The sequence below is a fragment of the Pseudomonas sp. NPDC079086 genome, assembly GCF_044542155.1.
Lineage (GTDB): Bacteria > Pseudomonadota > Gammaproteobacteria > Pseudomonadales > Pseudomonadaceae > Aquipseudomonas.
On the sequence record NZ_JBITTY010000002.1, the window covers coordinates 660,763 to 675,122 of the forward strand.

At 59.4% G+C, this 14,360-nt stretch carries 12 protein-coding genes; 6 read left to right on the top strand and 6 right to left on the bottom strand.

The genetic code is table 11. The features are described from left to right. Nucleotides 1-101: 101 nt before the first annotated feature. Together arsN2 and zapE are read left to right on the top strand one after the other, a co-directional pair. Entirely contained in the window at nt 102-536 is a 435-nt protein-coding gene (gene arsN2, locus ACIGEK_RS12620; RefSeq protein ID WP_397493641.1) for an arsenic resistance N-acetyltransferase ArsN2, read from the top strand. Beyond that, nucleotides 536-1,657: a cell division protein ZapE gene (gene zapE / locus ACIGEK_RS12625; RefSeq protein WP_397493642.1), complete on the top strand. Its 1,122-nt coding sequence runs from the start codon at nt 536-538 to the stop codon at nt 1,655-1,657. The genes arsN2 and zapE overlap by 1 nt, the downstream gene beginning before the upstream one ends. Before the next feature lie 153 nt (nt 1,658-1,810). Here the strand turns inward: zapE and lpdA are convergent, their stop codons facing one another. Both lpdA and ACIGEK_RS12635 read right to left on the bottom strand, forming a co-directional pair. Continuing rightward, nucleotides 1,811-3,211 carry a dihydrolipoyl dehydrogenase gene (gene lpdA, locus ACIGEK_RS12630; RefSeq protein ID WP_397493643.1) on the bottom strand — a complete coding sequence of 467 codons (1,401 nt, stop codon included), beginning with the start codon at nt 3,209-3,211 and terminating at the stop codon, nt 1,811-1,813. Between the two features lie 17 nt (nt 3,212-3,228). Then, nucleotides 3,229-4,437: an MFS transporter gene (locus ACIGEK_RS12635; RefSeq protein WP_397493644.1), complete on the bottom strand. Its 1,209-nt coding sequence runs from the start codon at nt 4,435-4,437 to the stop codon at nt 3,229-3,231. 120 nt (nt 4,438-4,557) lie between these two features. Between ACIGEK_RS12635 and ACIGEK_RS12640 the strand changes: the two genes are divergently transcribed. Both ACIGEK_RS12640 and ACIGEK_RS12645 read left to right on the top strand, forming a co-directional pair. Then, nucleotides 4,558-5,139 (top strand): PaaI family thioesterase, encoded by a 582-nt coding sequence (locus ACIGEK_RS12640; RefSeq protein ID WP_397493645.1) that lies wholly within the window; start codon nt 4,558-4,560, stop codon nt 5,137-5,139. A gap of 39 nt (nt 5,140-5,178) precedes the next feature. Then, complete coding sequence (locus ACIGEK_RS12645) at nt 5,179-5,757, top strand: TetR/AcrR family transcriptional regulator (protein WP_397493646.1); 579 nt, start codon at nt 5,179-5,181, stop codon at nt 5,755-5,757. A 74-nt stretch (nt 5,758-5,831) separates the two neighbouring features. Here ACIGEK_RS12645 and ACIGEK_RS12650 read toward each other — a convergent pair whose 3' ends face one another. From ACIGEK_RS12650 to ACIGEK_RS12665, 4 genes are all read right to left on the bottom strand, one after another. Further along, nucleotides 5,832-6,626, bottom strand: a complete 795-nt coding sequence (locus tag ACIGEK_RS12650; RefSeq protein WP_397493647.1) for an SDR family NAD(P)-dependent oxidoreductase — start codon at nt 6,624-6,626, stop codon at nt 5,832-5,834. Nucleotides 6,627-6,870: 244 nt separating this feature from the next. Beyond that, nucleotides 6,871-8,424: an alkyl hydroperoxide reductase subunit F gene (gene ahpF, locus ACIGEK_RS12655; RefSeq protein WP_397493648.1), complete on the bottom strand. Its 1,554-nt coding sequence runs from the start codon at nt 8,422-8,424 to the stop codon at nt 6,871-6,873. A gap of 227 nt (nt 8,425-8,651) precedes the next feature. Further along, the gene (ahpC, locus tag ACIGEK_RS12660; protein WP_339410645.1) at nt 8,652-9,215 is read right to left on the bottom strand and encodes an alkyl hydroperoxide reductase subunit C; all 564 of its coding nucleotides are present in this window, start codon (nt 9,213-9,215) and stop codon (nt 8,652-8,654) included. 114 nt (nt 9,216-9,329) lie between these two features. Then, a complete protein-coding gene (locus tag ACIGEK_RS12665; RefSeq protein ID WP_397493649.1) occupies nt 9,330-10,295 on the bottom strand; it encodes an NAD(P)H-quinone oxidoreductase in 966 nt (321 codons plus the stop codon). Between the two features lie 128 nt (nt 10,296-10,423). Between ACIGEK_RS12665 and ACIGEK_RS12670 the strand changes: the two genes are divergently transcribed. Next, nucleotides 10,424-12,502, top strand: coding sequence for a carboxy terminal-processing peptidase (locus ACIGEK_RS12670; RefSeq protein WP_397493650.1), 2,079 nt, complete (start codon nt 10,424-10,426; stop codon nt 12,500-12,502). A gap of 94 nt (nt 12,503-12,596) precedes the next feature. Next, complete coding sequence (locus tag ACIGEK_RS12675; RefSeq protein ID WP_397493651.1) at nt 12,597-14,357, top strand: bifunctional diguanylate cyclase/phosphodiesterase; 1,761 nt, start codon at nt 12,597-12,599, stop codon at nt 14,355-14,357. Nucleotides 14,358-14,360: the final 3 nt, after the last annotated feature.

Here is a 14,360-nt window from a genome sequence, read left to right on the forward strand (position 1 = left end):
CGGTTGAATGCAAAAGACCCACACCTGTGGGTCTTTTGCTATGCGCTCGGGTAAAGTGCCAGCGCTGTGCTGATCCGATTGTTTCGCCCAGATGGACGCCCATGAACTTTTACCGTAACCCACCGACTGAGTCCGCCAAAACGCTGCTGGCAGCTGCCGGATTGCCGACTGCTGATCTTGAGGCTGAGCACTTCGCCCACTTTATCGCCAGCGGCCCGGAGCACGCACTTGAAGCGCTGATTGGCCTACAACCATACGATGAGGTAGCGCTGCTGCGCTCACTGGTGGTCAGCCCAATTACGCGCGGCAAGGGTTATGGCGGCGCACTGGTCGCCGAGATCGAAGCCTATGCACAGCAACTGGGCGTACGTGAGCTGTACCTGCTGACCAATACCGCAGAAGCGTTCTTTACCCGCCATGGCTACAGCTTGTTTGATCGGGCTGACGTGCCTGAGGTAATTCGCCAAACGGCAGAGTTTTCTAACCTCTGCCCCGCCAGCGCGGCATGCATGCACAAACGCATCGGAGCGCGTTGATGGATTGCAGTTCTCCGCTCGCTGCCTACCAACAGGCTATCGACCGCGACGGTTTTAAATCCGACCCGGCGCAGTGGCAGGCTGCCCAGGCGTTGCACGATTGTCATCAGGCCTTACACCAGGCCACACCGGTGCATCCAATCAACGGTGTGTATCTGTGGGGGCCGGTTGGCCGTGGCAAGACCTGGCTGATGGACAGCTTTTACAAAGGCTTGAAGGTCCCGGCACGGCGCCAGCATTTTCACCACTTTATGCGCTGGGTGCATATGCGCCTGTTTCAGCTCACGGGTACGCCGGACCCTCTGCAGGCGCTGGCCGTGGAGCTAAGCAATGAAGTACGCGTGCTGTGCTTCGACGAACTATTTGTCAGCGATATTGGCGACGCGATCATTCTCGGCCGTCTGTTCCAGGTGATGTTCGAGCAGGGCATGGTGCTGGTCGCCACCTCCAACCAGCCGCCAGAATTGCTGTATGCCGAGGGTTTTAACCGCGAGCGCTTTCTGCCTGCGGTAGCTGCCCTGCAACGGCATATGCAGGTGGTGAGCATCAACGGTGAGGAAGACCATCGCCTCCACCCAGGCACCGCGCATACTCGTTACTGGGTCGCCACGCCTGGGCTGCCCAGCGTATTGAGCCGGACTTTTAGCCAGTTGGCCGCAGGCAAACCCAGCAGTGATCAGCCCCTAACCCTTGGGAACCGCAGCGTGCAGGCCCTGCGTCACTGCGATGGAGTGCTCTGGTGCCGTTTTGCCGATTTGTGCGAACAGCCCCTGGCCGCGCCGGACTTTATCGCCCTGTGCGACCGTTTCCAGGCCATTCTGCTTAGCGAGGTGCCGAACCTGAGCAGCCCACAACGCGCAGCGAAGATCGCCCGAGGCACCGAAGATGCGGTTGAGCGTGTGCAGGCCGGTGATCGGCAACTACCTGCCCTGTCAGTCAAGGATGACAGCGTGCGGCGCTTTATCGCCCTGGTCGATGAGTGCTACGACCGCAAGGTGCCGCTGTACCTCGAAGCCCAAGTGCCGCTCGCCGAACTCTATACCGAGGGTTTCCTGAGCTTCGCCTTTCGCCGCAGCCTAAGCCGGTTGCAGGAAATGCAGCTGCAACGCTTTGGCACGTAATGCTTTGGGGCTTTAAGAATCTTTTTGAAGTCTTGCGAGCTAGAGCCATGCAAGGCAAAAGCAGGCAAGGAAGCGGAGTGTACTTTTGTACATGAGCATTCCGAGCCTGCTTTTAACGCAGCAGGGCCGACGCGCAGCAGACTGTAAGTAGACTTAGGCCTGCATGGCCCAGCCATGCACACTCATCGCCGCCTGGCGTAGCGCTTCCGAGCGGGTTGGGTGCGGATGGCAGATCAGCGCGATATCTTCGGCTGAGGCGCTGAACTCCAGGGCCACGCAGTACTCGCCGATTAGTTCGCCAGCGCTGGGGCCGATGATATGCACGCCAAGAATCTGGTCGGTGCGCTCATCGGCCAGCACTTTGACGAAGCCTTCGGCCTCGTGGTTGATCTTCGCCCGGCTGTTGGCGGTAAAGGGAAACTTGCCGACCTTGTAGGCGCGCCCCTCGGCCTTCAACTGCTCCTCGGTCTTGCCCACGGTGGCAACTTCCGGTTTGGTGTAAATCACCCCGGGAATCGCGCCGTAATTAACTTCGGCAGCATGCCCGGCGATGCGCTCGATACACACGATGGCTTCATCTTCGGCCTTGTGCGCAAGCATCGGCCCGGAGGTGACGTCGCCGATAATCCAGATACCCGGCACGCTGCTGCGGTGCTGCTGATTCTCCAGCATGCCGCGCTTGTCGGTGGCCAGGCCGACGGTTTCCAGCCCCAGGCCGGCGGTATAAGGGCGGCGACCGATGGCGACCAGCACATAGTCAGCCTGTAGTTGCTCGACTTCGCCGCCAGCGGCGGGCTGTAGATCAAGTGTTACGCCTTTGGTCGTGGTCTTGGCGGCGCTGACCTTGGTTGCCAGTTTGAAACTCATACCCTGCTTGCTCAGGGTGCGCTGCAGGGTTTTCGCGGTTTCATCATCCAGGCCGGGGCAAATACGGTCGAGGTACTCCACCACTGTCACTTCACTGCCCAAACGTCGCCACACCGAACCCAGTTCCAGGCCGATAACACCGGCACCGATCACCACCAGATGCTTGGGCACCGTGGGCAGAGCCAGCGCACCGGCTGAGTCGAGGATGCGCTTATTATCAATCGTCACACCAGGCAGTGGCGTCGGTTCCGAGCCGGTGGCGATCACGATGTCCTTGGCTTGCAGTTCGCGTACGCTGCCATCGGCCAGGGTAACCGTGACCTTGCCCGGCCCATTCAAACGACCCCAGCCTTTGATCCACTCGACCTTATTCTTGCGAAACAGAAACTCGATGCCCTTGGTCAGGGCCGTTACGCTCTCGTCTTTCTGCTTCATCATCTGAGCCAGATTGAGCCTCGGCGTGACCTCGATACCGAGGTTAGTCAGCTCACCGCTGGTCGCCGCCTCGTACAACTCCGAAGCATGCAGCAAGGCCTTCGACGGCATGCAGCCAACATTCAGGCAGGTGCCGCCCAGCGTCTCGCGCCCCTCGATACAGGCGACTTTCAGGCCCAGTTGCCCTGCACGAATGGCGGCGTTATAGCCGCCAGGACCGCCACCGATGATCAGTACGTCATAGTTGGTCATGGAGTTGCTCCTAGGGTTTAGCGAACCAGCGCCACGTTCGCTGCCGGCCGTGGGCGCAGTAGGTGGAAAGCGCAGAACGCCGCGACGGCGAATAAACTGTTCAGCAACACCATAGGCCAAGCCGAGCCATCCGCCAGCAGGCTGAGCAAGGCGCCACTGCAGGTGGCGCCGGCCATTTGCGCAAAGCCCATAAAACCTGCAGCCAGACCGGCGCGGTGAGCATTGGGGATCACCGCGCCAGCCACCGATGCCGGCAGCAACATACCGCCGCCCAGGGTGACCAACACCTGGGGTAACGACAGGCCGAGCAATGACAAACCAAACAGCAGATAAATCGCCAGCGTGGTCAGTGCACCGGTCGCTACCAGCGCCGCGCCTATGCTGACGATCTTCTCGGGGCCCAGTTGCAGGATGCGCCGTTGGGTGAACAACGCGCCGGCGATCAGCGCCGAAACAATTGCCGCGAAGGTGATGCCATATTGCGCGGGGCTCAGCCCGAGCAGGCCGATATACACGGAGGAAGAGCCTGCAATCACCGCGAACATTGCGCCATAGGTGCAGGCCAACGTCAGAGCCAGCGCGCGGAACGAAGCGGCGCGCAGCAGATCGGCATAGTTACCCGCCAAACGGCTCAACTGCCCGGCTTGCGGGTCGAGTTGCTGATTGCTCTCGCGGTACAAGACGGTTACCGCGCAAACGATGGCAATACCGATCAGCAGTGCCAAGGCAATCGGAGCGCGCCAACCGCCATACAGCGTCAGCACGCCGCCCAGCATCGGCGACAGGACGATGGCGCAGAGCATGCCAATCACCGTCAGCGCCAATGCAGGCCCCGCCTGCGTCTGCCATACATCGCGGACGATGGCCCGCGCCAGCACTAATGCAGCGCACGCCCCAAGCCCTTGCAGTACGCGGGCGGCAATAAACTCGCCCATGCTGCTGGCCAGCAGCATCCATGACGTGGCGAGCAGATAGACCAACAGCCCGGCGACCAGCACCGGGCGCCGGCCAATGCGATCCGACAGCGGGCCGAGCAACAACTGACCAAGCCCAAAGGCTGCGACGAAGGCCGATAAAGCCAACAGGCTGCTGCCGGGGCGCGCGTTCATGATCAGCTCGATAACGCCCAGGCTGGGGATGATCAGCTGGGTGGAAATCTCTCCAAGGGCGGTCAGGGCCACCAGAATCAGCAGCAGGCTGCGCGACGGCAAGGGATAGGGAGGCATGGGCGTGGGTCCTGTAATCACGGGCTGGCGTGGCTCGCCGAACACTAATATTTCAACCATAATATAAATAATTAAATTACGCTTGTAATTTTAAAGCCACTAACCGACGAGGCCTGATTCATGAGCATCCCATCACGCGAAGAAAAACTGGCCGAATGGCTCGCCGCCGAACAGGCCATGCGCTCCAACCTTGGCGCACCCGGCAGCATGAGCCTGGCGCAGGTCAGCGAACTGCTGCCGCAGGAATTCTTTGACGGCATAGGCCGCGGTGAACTGCCCTCGCCGCCCATCGGCCATCTGCTGGATTTTGTCCCGCTGGAATGGTCATCCGGGCGTTTCGTCTTCCAGGGCACGCCCGATGCGCGCCACTACAACCCGTTGGGCAGCGTGCACGGCGGTTATGCGGCCACCCTGCTCGACTCCTGCATGGGCTGCGCCATCCACACCCAGTTGCAGCGCGGCCAGGGTTACACCACCACTGATCTGCGCATTAGCTACATCCGCGCCCTCAGCACCAAGGTCGGGCCAATTCGCGCTGAAGGCCGCATCGTGCATATCGGCCGCACCACCGCGCTGGCCGAAGGGCGTATCTACGATGTCGACGACCGCCTGTACGCCGTCGGCTCAACCACCTGCCTGATTCTCAGCATGCCCGGAGCAGCGCCTGCACCCAGCACTGAAACACCGGGTCGAAGCGAGTAAGATGGCAGGCAACATCTGAAACCAGCGGCCAGGTACTCCATGCGCTATTCCGAAGACCACAAAGCCCAGACCCATCAGCGCATCATCGAAGAAGCTGCGCGCCTGTTCCGCCGCGACGGCGTCGGCGCCACCGGCCTGCAGCCGCTGATGAAGACTCTGGGCCTGACCCATGGCGGTTTCTACGCCCACTTCAAGTCGAAAGATGAGCTGGTGGAAACAGCCCTACGCCACAGCGCGGAAAAGCTGGCAGCCACTACCAGCGAGATGGCCAACAGCGATCAACCGCTGGCTCGCTTGATCAGCGGATATCTTTCGTCCGCTCACCGCGCTAATCCGGGCGATGGCTGCCCCTTACCGACTATGTCTGCCGAACTGGGCCAACGCGGTGCACCCAGTCCGGTGACCGATGAGTTGATACGTGATCGCCTGAAAAACATCGAAGCAGGCCTTAGCGTTGAGCATGCCGATGAGCAAAGCGTGCTGATTCTGAGCGCCATGATCGGCGCTCTGCTGCTGTCGCGCAGCGTCAGCGACCCGGAACTGTCTGACCGCTTGCTGAAAACCACCCGCCGCCTGCTGATCGAACAGAACACCGACGACGCGGCGCAAACCACCTGATTGCAGAAAATCAGTGCCACACAGCAAAGCCCTGACTGTCTCCAGCCAGGGCTTTGCTTGTTACGGCCAGCGATTTACTTGTAACGAGCAGCCGCGCTGCTGTGCGACAGGTTCGGCGCCAGCTTGCCGCGGGCATCGGTAAAAGCCTGCCAGTCAGCGGCATCAGGCAGCGACGGAATAGTGATCAGCTCGCCCTGGTCGAAACCGGCCAACGCTGCATCAACCATTTCACCGACCTCCATGATCATGCTCGCCGGCAATGCCGAGTCATCCATACCGCTGCGTTCCCAGATCTCGGTGCGGGTAATACCGGGTAATACGGCCTGGACCTGCAAGCCTTGCGCCTTCACTTCACCGTTGAGGGTCTGGGTTAGGCTCAGCACATAGGCTTTGGTTGCGCTGTAGACGGCATTGAACATCTCCGGTGCCAGAGCCACTACCGAGGCGATATTGATGATTGCCCCGCGCCCGGCGGCGGTGAAGTTGGCGGCGGCAGCGGTGGACAGGTGAGTCAGCGAAACCACGTTGAGCAGAATCATTCGGTCCACAGTGTCGAGATCGGCATCGGCCAGTTGACCGTTCATGGCCATACCGGCGTTGTTGATCAGGGTGCTGATGGCCTTGTCAGTGCGCAGGCGCTGGGTAACAGCCTGCAAGTCAGTTTTGTCCGTGAGGTCGGCCTTCAGTGCTTCAACCTTCACCCCATACTGCTCGGTCAAACGTGCAGACAGCGCTTGCAGGCGCGGCAGATCGCGAGCCACCAGTAGCAGGTCGTAACCGCGCTGCGCCAGGCGCTCGGCGTAGGTGGCGCCAATGCCTGACGAAGCGCCGGTGATCAATGCAGTGCCTTTCTCGTTATGCGTGCTCATGGTGTGTCTCCTGGGTGTGCGGGGGTAGTGAGGCTGTCTGGAGGTATAGTGCGCCAATTCATATTACATACATAATATAAATATTATATGTCGCTCATAATAAAAACTATCGACAGCTATTGCGCAGGCGCTCCAGCCCTCAACGCCGCAGGAAACCACTGTTAACCGCCTGAGCGCAGCGCACAAAAAAGCGGACAACCGGTGAAGGTTGTCCGCTCTTGTGCGACGTAGAGCTTCTAGCTTGTTAGCTGCGGATCAGGTGATCGAAGGCGCTCAGGGATGCCTTGGCGCCCTCGCCCATAGCAATCACGATCTGCTTGTATGGCACGGTTGTCACGTCACCGGCGGCAAACACACCAGGGATATTGGTGGCGCCCTTGTCGTCGACGATGATTTCACAGAAACGCGACAGCTCAACGCTGCCCTTCAGCCAGTCAGTGTTAGGCAACAGGCCGATCTGCACGAAGATGCCTTCCAGCTCGACGCTGTGCAGCTCTTCGGTGGTGCGATCCTTGTAGACCAGCGCATTGACTTTCTGACCATCACCTTTGACTTCTGTGGTCTGCGCGCTCTTGATCACGGTGACGTTCGGCAGGCTATAGAGCTTCTTCTGCAGCACGGCATCGGCACGCAGGGTGTCGGCGAACTCCAGCAGAGTCACATGGGCAACGATACCGGCGAGATCAATCGCGGCTTCAACGCCGGAGTTACCGCCACCGATTACCGCCACGCGCTTGCCCTTGAACAGCGGGCCATCGCAATGCGGGCAGAAGCACACGCCTTTGGCCTTGTACTCCTGTTCGCCAGGCACGCCCATTTCGCGCCAGCGGGCACCGGTGGAGAGGATCAGGGCCTTGGCCTTGAGGCTCGCGCCATTTTCGAACTTCACCTCATGCAAGCCGCCTTCGCTAGTCGCGGGCACCAAGGCATTGGCACGCTGCAGGTTCATGATGTCGACTTCGTATTCACGCACATGCTCTTCCAGGGCGCGAACCAGCTTCGGCCCTTCGGTTTCCTTCACCGAAATGAAGTTCTCGATGGACATGGTATCGAGCACCTGACCGCCGAAGCGCTCGGCAGCAATTGCGGTACGAATACCCTTGCGCGCAGCGTAAATCGCAGCGGCGGCACCGGCCGGGCCACCACCGATCACCAGCACATCAAAAGCTTCCTTGGCGCTCATCTTCTCGGCGTCGCGGTTGGCGGAGCCGGTGTCGATCTTGGCGAGGATCTCCTTCACGTCCATACGGCCGGAGGCAAACACTTCGCCGTTCAGGTAGATGCTTGGCACGGCCATCACCTGGCGGTGCTCGACTTCTTCCTGGAACAGTGCGCCGTCGATGGAGACGTTGCGGATATTCGGGTTGAGCACAGCCATCAGGTTGAGCGCCTGGACCACGTCCGGGCAGTTTTGGCAGGACAGCGAGTAATAGGTCTCGAACTCGAACGAGCCTTCAATGCTCTTGATCTGCTCAATGGTCTCGGCATCCAGTTTGGACGGATGGCCACCCACCTGCAGCAAAGCCAGCACCAGCGAGGTGAACTCGTGGCCCATGGGAATGCCGGCGAAGATCAGACCGATGTCCGCACCGGGGCGGTTGAGCGAGAACGACGGACGGCGAGCGTCGCTGCCATCAGTCTTCAGGGTGATCTTGTCGGTCAGGCCAACGATGGTTTGGAGCAGTTCGAGCAGCTCCTGGGATTTCGCACTGTCATCGAGGGACGCGACAATCTCGAACGGCAGGGTGACCTTTTCCAGGTAGGCCTTCAACTGGGTTTGCAGGTTAGCGTCCAACATGGCGGATAGTCCTCAATGACAAAAATTCTGGGCAATAAAAAATTGTCAGGAACAATTTTTAACGTCGCGTAGCGACGGCCTGCAGGGGGCCGCCATGGAATGGCAGGCAATAAAATGCCCGAGCGGATCGCGCCCGGGCATCGGGCACCACTAGGGTCGGGTCTCGACCCTGACAGCGCTAAGTACTCCCCTCCCCGAGCCTAAGCCCAGGGAAGGTTTGGGCAGATTTAGATCTTGCCAACCAGGTCCAGGGAAGGAGCCAGAGTCTTCTCACCTTCTTTCCACTTGGCTGGGCACACTTCGCCTGGGTGAGCAGCGGTGTACTGGGCAGCTTTCAGCTTGCGCAGGGTTTCCGATACGTCACGAGCGATTTCGTTGGAGTGGATTTCAACGGTCTTGATCACGCCTTCTGGGTTGATCAGGAAGGTGCCACGCAGGGCCAAGCCTTCTTCTTCGATGTGCACGCCAAAAGCGCGGGTCAGGGCGTGGGTCGGATCACCAACCAGCGGGAACTCAGCCTTGCCTACAGCTGGCGAAGTTTCGTGCCAAACTTTGTGGGAGAAATGGGTGTCGGTGGTGACGATGTAAACTTCGGTGCCAGCATCGCGGAACGCGGCGTAGTTGTTGGCAGCGTCTTCGATCTCAGTCGGGCAGTTGAAGGTGAAGGCAGCTGGCATAAAGATCAGTACCGACCACTGGCCTTTCAGGGACTGCTCGGTCACTTCGATGAACTTGCCGTTGTGGAAAGCGTTGGCTTTGAACGGTTGAACTTGGGTGTTGATGAGATTCATCTCTGGTTCCTTTTGAGGGTTAGAAATTTACAGGGCGCATTTTAACGCCTTATGCAAAAAAAGCTTATTGATTGCTGCCATCATACCGATTGAGTAAGCCAATCGAACGTCACCTCAAACCAATGTTGGGTCTATCACCAGCACCAGCTTGCCATTGACCTGATTACTCGCCAACGCAGCAAAGGCGGCTTCGACATCTTTGAGCGCATAAGCCTGCTGAAGTTGCGGTTTGAGCCGCCCTTCGGCAAATAACGGCCAGACAAACTGCTGCAGATCGCGTAACAAATCGGCCTTGAACTGCTCATCACGATTGCGCAGGGTCGAGCCGATCAACGCAATACGCTTGCCCAATAGCAGCGCCAGATCCAGTTCAGCATTTCGCCCTCCAAGCAAACCGATGTTTACCCAACGGCCATCGACAGCCAGTAAATCCAGGTTAAGCGCGGCGTAGCTGCCGCCCACCGGATCGAGAATCACATCGAACGGGGCAAAATCACGCAGTGCCTGCAGCTGCTCCTCACCGCGTAGTACGCCGCCCTGAGCACCCAGGCTTTCGCAGTACGTCAAACGCTCGGCAGAGCCGACACTGACCCAGCAAGGGCTGCCAAAGGCCCTGCACAATTGAATGGCCGCCGAACCCACGCCGCTGGCGCCAGCATGCAGAAGCACCTTCTGCCCAGGCTTCAACGCCGCCAGTTGGAACAGATTAAGCCAGGCCGTGGCGTACACCTCGGGTAACGCCGCCGCTTCGGCCAGCGTCATACCCTCGGGCACCGGCAAGGCATGCCGCGCATCGACCACCACCTCCTCGGCCATACCGCCACCGGTCAACAGTGCGCAAACCCGGTCGCCGACTTTCCAGTCACAACCAGCGCCCACTTCACTGACTACACCGGCGCACTCCAGCCCAAGCACCTCGCTGGCGCCAGGCGGAGGCGGATAAAGCCCGGCGCGCTGCAACAAGTCAGCACGATTCAACCCAGCGGCCGCTACACGGATCCGAATTTCCCCTACATCACAGGCCGGAGCTGGGTGCTGCGCCCATTCCACACGCCCTTCAACGCCTTGCAATGCCTTCACGCTGCCTCCATAGTGCATTTGAACCGAGCCCGACGCTGACCGCCGGGCTTTTGCATTGCGCCGATGGAACCTGGCGCCCTTAAAGACGGCCTAATATGCGTTATCAACTGCCCACACGTCGAATTAGCATGAAGCGATCCCTACTCAGCGTCACCCTCGCCTTTACGTTTGCCCTGAGCGCCCTACCGCTCGCGGCGAAAACAACCAGTGACGACTCCTGGGAATACCTGCAGCCTGACCGCGAGCAGGTCATCGCCAGCCTCAACGTCGTGGAATTGTTGAAGCGCCATCACTACAACAAGCCACCGCTGAATGACGAGCGCTCGGAAAAGATCTATCAGGGCTACCTGAAGATGCTCGACCCGTCGCGCAGCTACTTTATTGCCTCCGACATTGCCGAGTTCGATCAATGGCGTACGCGCTTTGACGACTTGCTGAAAAACGGCGATCTGCAACCCGGCTTTGCCATCTACAAACGCCACCTGGAGCGTTTGCAGAGCCGCCTGCAGTTCGCCCTTAACATGCTCGAAAAAGGCGTCGACACGATTGAGCTCGACAGCGATGAAAGCCTGCTGATCGACCGCGAGAACGCGCCCTGGGTCAAGGATCTGGCCGAGCTGGACGACCTTTGGCGCAAGCGCGTCAAAGATGAAGTGCTGCGCCTGAAAATCGCTGGCAAAGAGCCCAAGGCAATTCAAGAGCTGCTGACCAAGCGCTACAACAACCAGCTCGCGCGCCTCAAGCAGACACGCGGCGAAGATGTGTTCCAGGCCTATATCAACGCCTTTGCCATGTCTTACGACCCGCACACCACCTACCTGTCGCCGGACAACGCGGAAAACTTCGACATTAATATGAGCCTGTCGCTCGAAGGCATTGGTGCCGTGCTGCAAAGCGATAACGAACACGTCAAGGTCGTGCGCTTAGTACCGGCTGGCCCAGCGGAAAAGAGCAAGCAGGTCTCCCCCGCCGACAAGATCATTGGTGTTGCCCAGGGCAACAAGGAAATGGTCGATGTGATCGGCTGGCGCCTGGATGAAGTGGTCAAGCTGATTCGCGGCCCGAAAGGCTCCACTGTGCGCCTGGAAGTAATTCCAGCGAGCAACGCGCCGAACGATCAAACCAGCAAAGTGGTTTCCATCATCCGTGAGGCGGTCAAGCTGGAAGAGCAAGCCGCTAAGAAATCCATCCTCAACCTCAAGCACGACAACCGCGACTTCAAGCTTGGGGTCATCGAGATTCCGGCCTTCTATCTGGACTTCAAGGCTTTCCGTGCCGGCGATCCGAACTACAAAAGTACCACCCGTGACGTTAAACGCCTGCTCACCGAGCTGGAAAAGGAAAAAGTCGACGGTGTCGTCATCGACTTGCGCAACAACGGCGGTGGCTCGCTGCAGGAAGCCACTGAACTGACTGGCCTGTTTATCGACCAAGGCCCAACCGTGCTGGTGCGTAACAGCGATGGCCGTATCGATGTACTGGCCGATGAAAACACCGGTATCTACTACAAGGGCCCGCTGGCCTTGCTGGTCAATCGCCTGTCGGCATCGGCTTCGGAAATTTTCGCCGGCGCCATGCAGGACTACCACCGCGCGCTAATTCTCGGTGGCCAGACCTTCGGCAAAGGCACCGTGCAGACCATCCAACCGCTCAACCACGGCGAGCTGAAGCTAACCCTGGCCAAGTTTTACCGCGTCTCGGGTCAGAGCACCCAACACCAGGGCGTGATTCCCGACATCCTTTATCCAGACATCATGGACAACAAGGAAATCGGCGAAAGCGCCCTGCCCGAGGCCCTGCCATGGGACAGCATCAAACCGGCGATCAAGCCGGAGCTGGACCCAATCAAGCCGTTCCTTGCAGAGCTACAAAGCCGCTTCGAGAACCGTACGGCACAGAACGCGGATTTCACCTTCGCCCGTGAACGTCTGCAATTGGCACAGAAGCTGATGAAAGAAACCACCGTCAGCCTCAATGAAACCAAGCGCCGCGCCCAGCAGACGGATATCGAAGGCCAGCAGTTGGCCATCGAGAACAGCCGCCGCAAAGCCAAAGGCGAAACCCTGCTGAACAAGCTCAAGGAAGAAGATGAAGACGCGCTACCGGTAGATGAAAAAACCAAACCGGAAGATGATGCCTACCTCGCCGAAAGCGGGCGCATTCTGCTCGACTACTTGGGCCTGAACACGCGCCTGGCCAAGCAGTAAAACAGCGAGCGTCATCAAAGGGTCATCAAACTGTCGTGAAATACGGGGACTGGTAGCCATACCAGTCCCCGTTTTTTATGCACAGAGAGCCGCCATGATCGTCACCGAGCAGTTCAGCGCGTTGGACAGCATCCTCGCCAATGGCGACCTGCATAGCCTGTTTCAACCAATCTTTTCGCTCTCCGAGCGGCGCATTCTTGGCTACGAAGCTCTCAGCCGTGGTCCGTCCAATAGCGCCCTGCACTCACCGATCAACCTGTTTGCTGTAGCACGTAGCGCGGGCCGCCTGAGTGAGCTGGAACTGCTCTGCCGCAAGAATGCTTGCCAGCGTTACAGCCAGCTCAAACTTGAAGGCAAGCTGTTTCTCAACGTTTCGCCAGACTCGCTGATGGAACCCAAACACCAGCCGGGGCGCACCCTGCAACTGCTGCAAACCCTGGGTATTCCACCGAGTCAGGTGGTCATTGAGCTGACCGAGCAATCGCCTACCGACGATTTTGCCCTGCTCGACACAGCCCTGCACCACTACCGCGCCATGGGCTTTTCCATCGCGCTGGATGACCTAGGCGCCGGCTATTCGAGCCTGCGTCTGTGGTCGGAACTGCGCCCGGATTACGTGAAGATCGATCGACACTTTATCGACGGCATCCACCAAGACGCGGTCAAGCGTGAGTTCGTCGGCTCGATTCTGAAAATGGCCAAAGCCTCTCGCGCCCAGGTAATCGCCGAAGGCATCGAACTGCCAGAGGAGCTGGCCGTGCTCGCCGAAATGGGTGTCGACCTTCTGCAAGGCTACCTGCTCTGCCGCCCGCAGGAACAACCACCGCGTGACGCCATCAATCTTCTGCCCAACGCTACAACCAGCAGCCCGCTCAGCGAAGAGGCCAGCGATCTACGCGGCCTGCTCAACCCGCAACGTGCAGTGCCTTTGAGCACCCCCACCAGCGAAGTGCTGGAGATGTTTCGCGCCCAGGCCAACCTGAATTCCCTGGCGGTGCTCAACCAGGTACAGCAACCCGTCGGCATCGTGCACCGTCACTCGCTGGCTGAGGCTCTGTTCAAGCCTTTTGCCAACGAGTTGTTCGCCCGCAAACCAATCAGCCGCCTGATGAGTGATGACTACCTGGCGGTGGAGTCCAGCCAGTCGCTGCAGCAGGTCAGCCGCCTGCTCACCAGCCGCGCCCGCCAGCGTATCGAAGAGGATTTCATCATCACCGAGGACGGCTGCTATGCCGGGCTGGGGCGGGTTATCGATGTGCTCAAGCTGATCACCGAGCTGAAGATCCAGCAGGCCCGCTACGCCAACCCGTTGACCCTGCTGCCAGGTAATGTGCCGATCCAGCAGTGCCTGACTCGCTTGCTGCAGCAGGGCCGCGAAACCGTGGTGTGTTATGTGGATATCGACAACTTCAAGCCGTTCAACGACATCTACGGCTACGCCAAAGGCGATGAGGTGCTGCTCAGCCTGGCACAGTGCCTGAACGATCGGGTTGATCCGACGCGGGACTTTGTCGGCCATATTGGCGGTGATGACTTTCTATTGGTGCTCGGCTCGCAGGACTGGCGCGCGCGACTCAATCGCTTGCTGGAAGACTTCCAGAGCCAGTGCCGACGCTTCTACCGTGAAGAAGACCTGCATGCGGGCTGCTTTGTCGCCCATGATCGCAGCGGCAAGCGCCAGGAATACGCGTTGCTCTCACTCTCACTGGGAGTGGTGCATGTGCATCCCGAGCAGTGCGCGCAACTGGATGCCAGTCAGCTGGCGGCTATGGCCTCAGAGGCCAAGCGTCACGCCAAGGCCGTGCCGGGTTACAGCCTGCATATCATCGACACCCAGGCTGACACGGCGGCCTGAAGG

Coding starts and splice junctions, on each gene's coding strand:
- arsN2 (WP_397493641.1), top strand. CDS start 102: ATGAACTTTTACCGTAACCCACCGACTGAGTCCGCCAAAACGCTGCTG.
- zapE (WP_397493642.1), top strand. CDS start 536: ATGGATTGCAGTTCTCCGCTCGCTGCCTACCAACAGGCTATCGACCGC.
- lpdA (WP_397493643.1), bottom strand. CDS start 3,211: ATGACCAACTATGACGTACTGATCATCGGTGGCGGTCCTGGCGGCTAT.
- ACIGEK_RS12635 (WP_397493644.1), bottom strand. CDS start 4,437: ATGCCTCCCTATCCCTTGCCGTCGCGCAGCCTGCTGCTGATTCTGGTG.
- ACIGEK_RS12640 (WP_397493645.1), top strand. CDS start 4,558: ATGAGCATCCCATCACGCGAAGAAAAACTGGCCGAATGGCTCGCCGCC.
- ACIGEK_RS12645 (WP_397493646.1), top strand. CDS start 5,179: ATGCGCTATTCCGAAGACCACAAAGCCCAGACCCATCAGCGCATCATC.
- ACIGEK_RS12650 (WP_397493647.1), bottom strand. CDS start 6,626: ATGAGCACGCATAACGAGAAAGGCACTGCATTGATCACCGGCGCTTCG.
- ahpF (WP_397493648.1), bottom strand. CDS start 8,424: ATGTTGGACGCTAACCTGCAAACCCAGTTGAAGGCCTACCTGGAAAAG.
- ahpC (WP_339410645.1), bottom strand. CDS start 9,215: ATGAATCTCATCAACACCCAAGTTCAACCGTTCAAAGCCAACGCTTTC.
- ACIGEK_RS12670 (WP_397493650.1), top strand. CDS start 10,424: ATGAAGCGATCCCTACTCAGCGTCACCCTCGCCTTTACGTTTGCCCTG.
- ACIGEK_RS12675 (WP_397493651.1), top strand. CDS start 12,597: ATGATCGTCACCGAGCAGTTCAGCGCGTTGGACAGCATCCTCGCCAAT.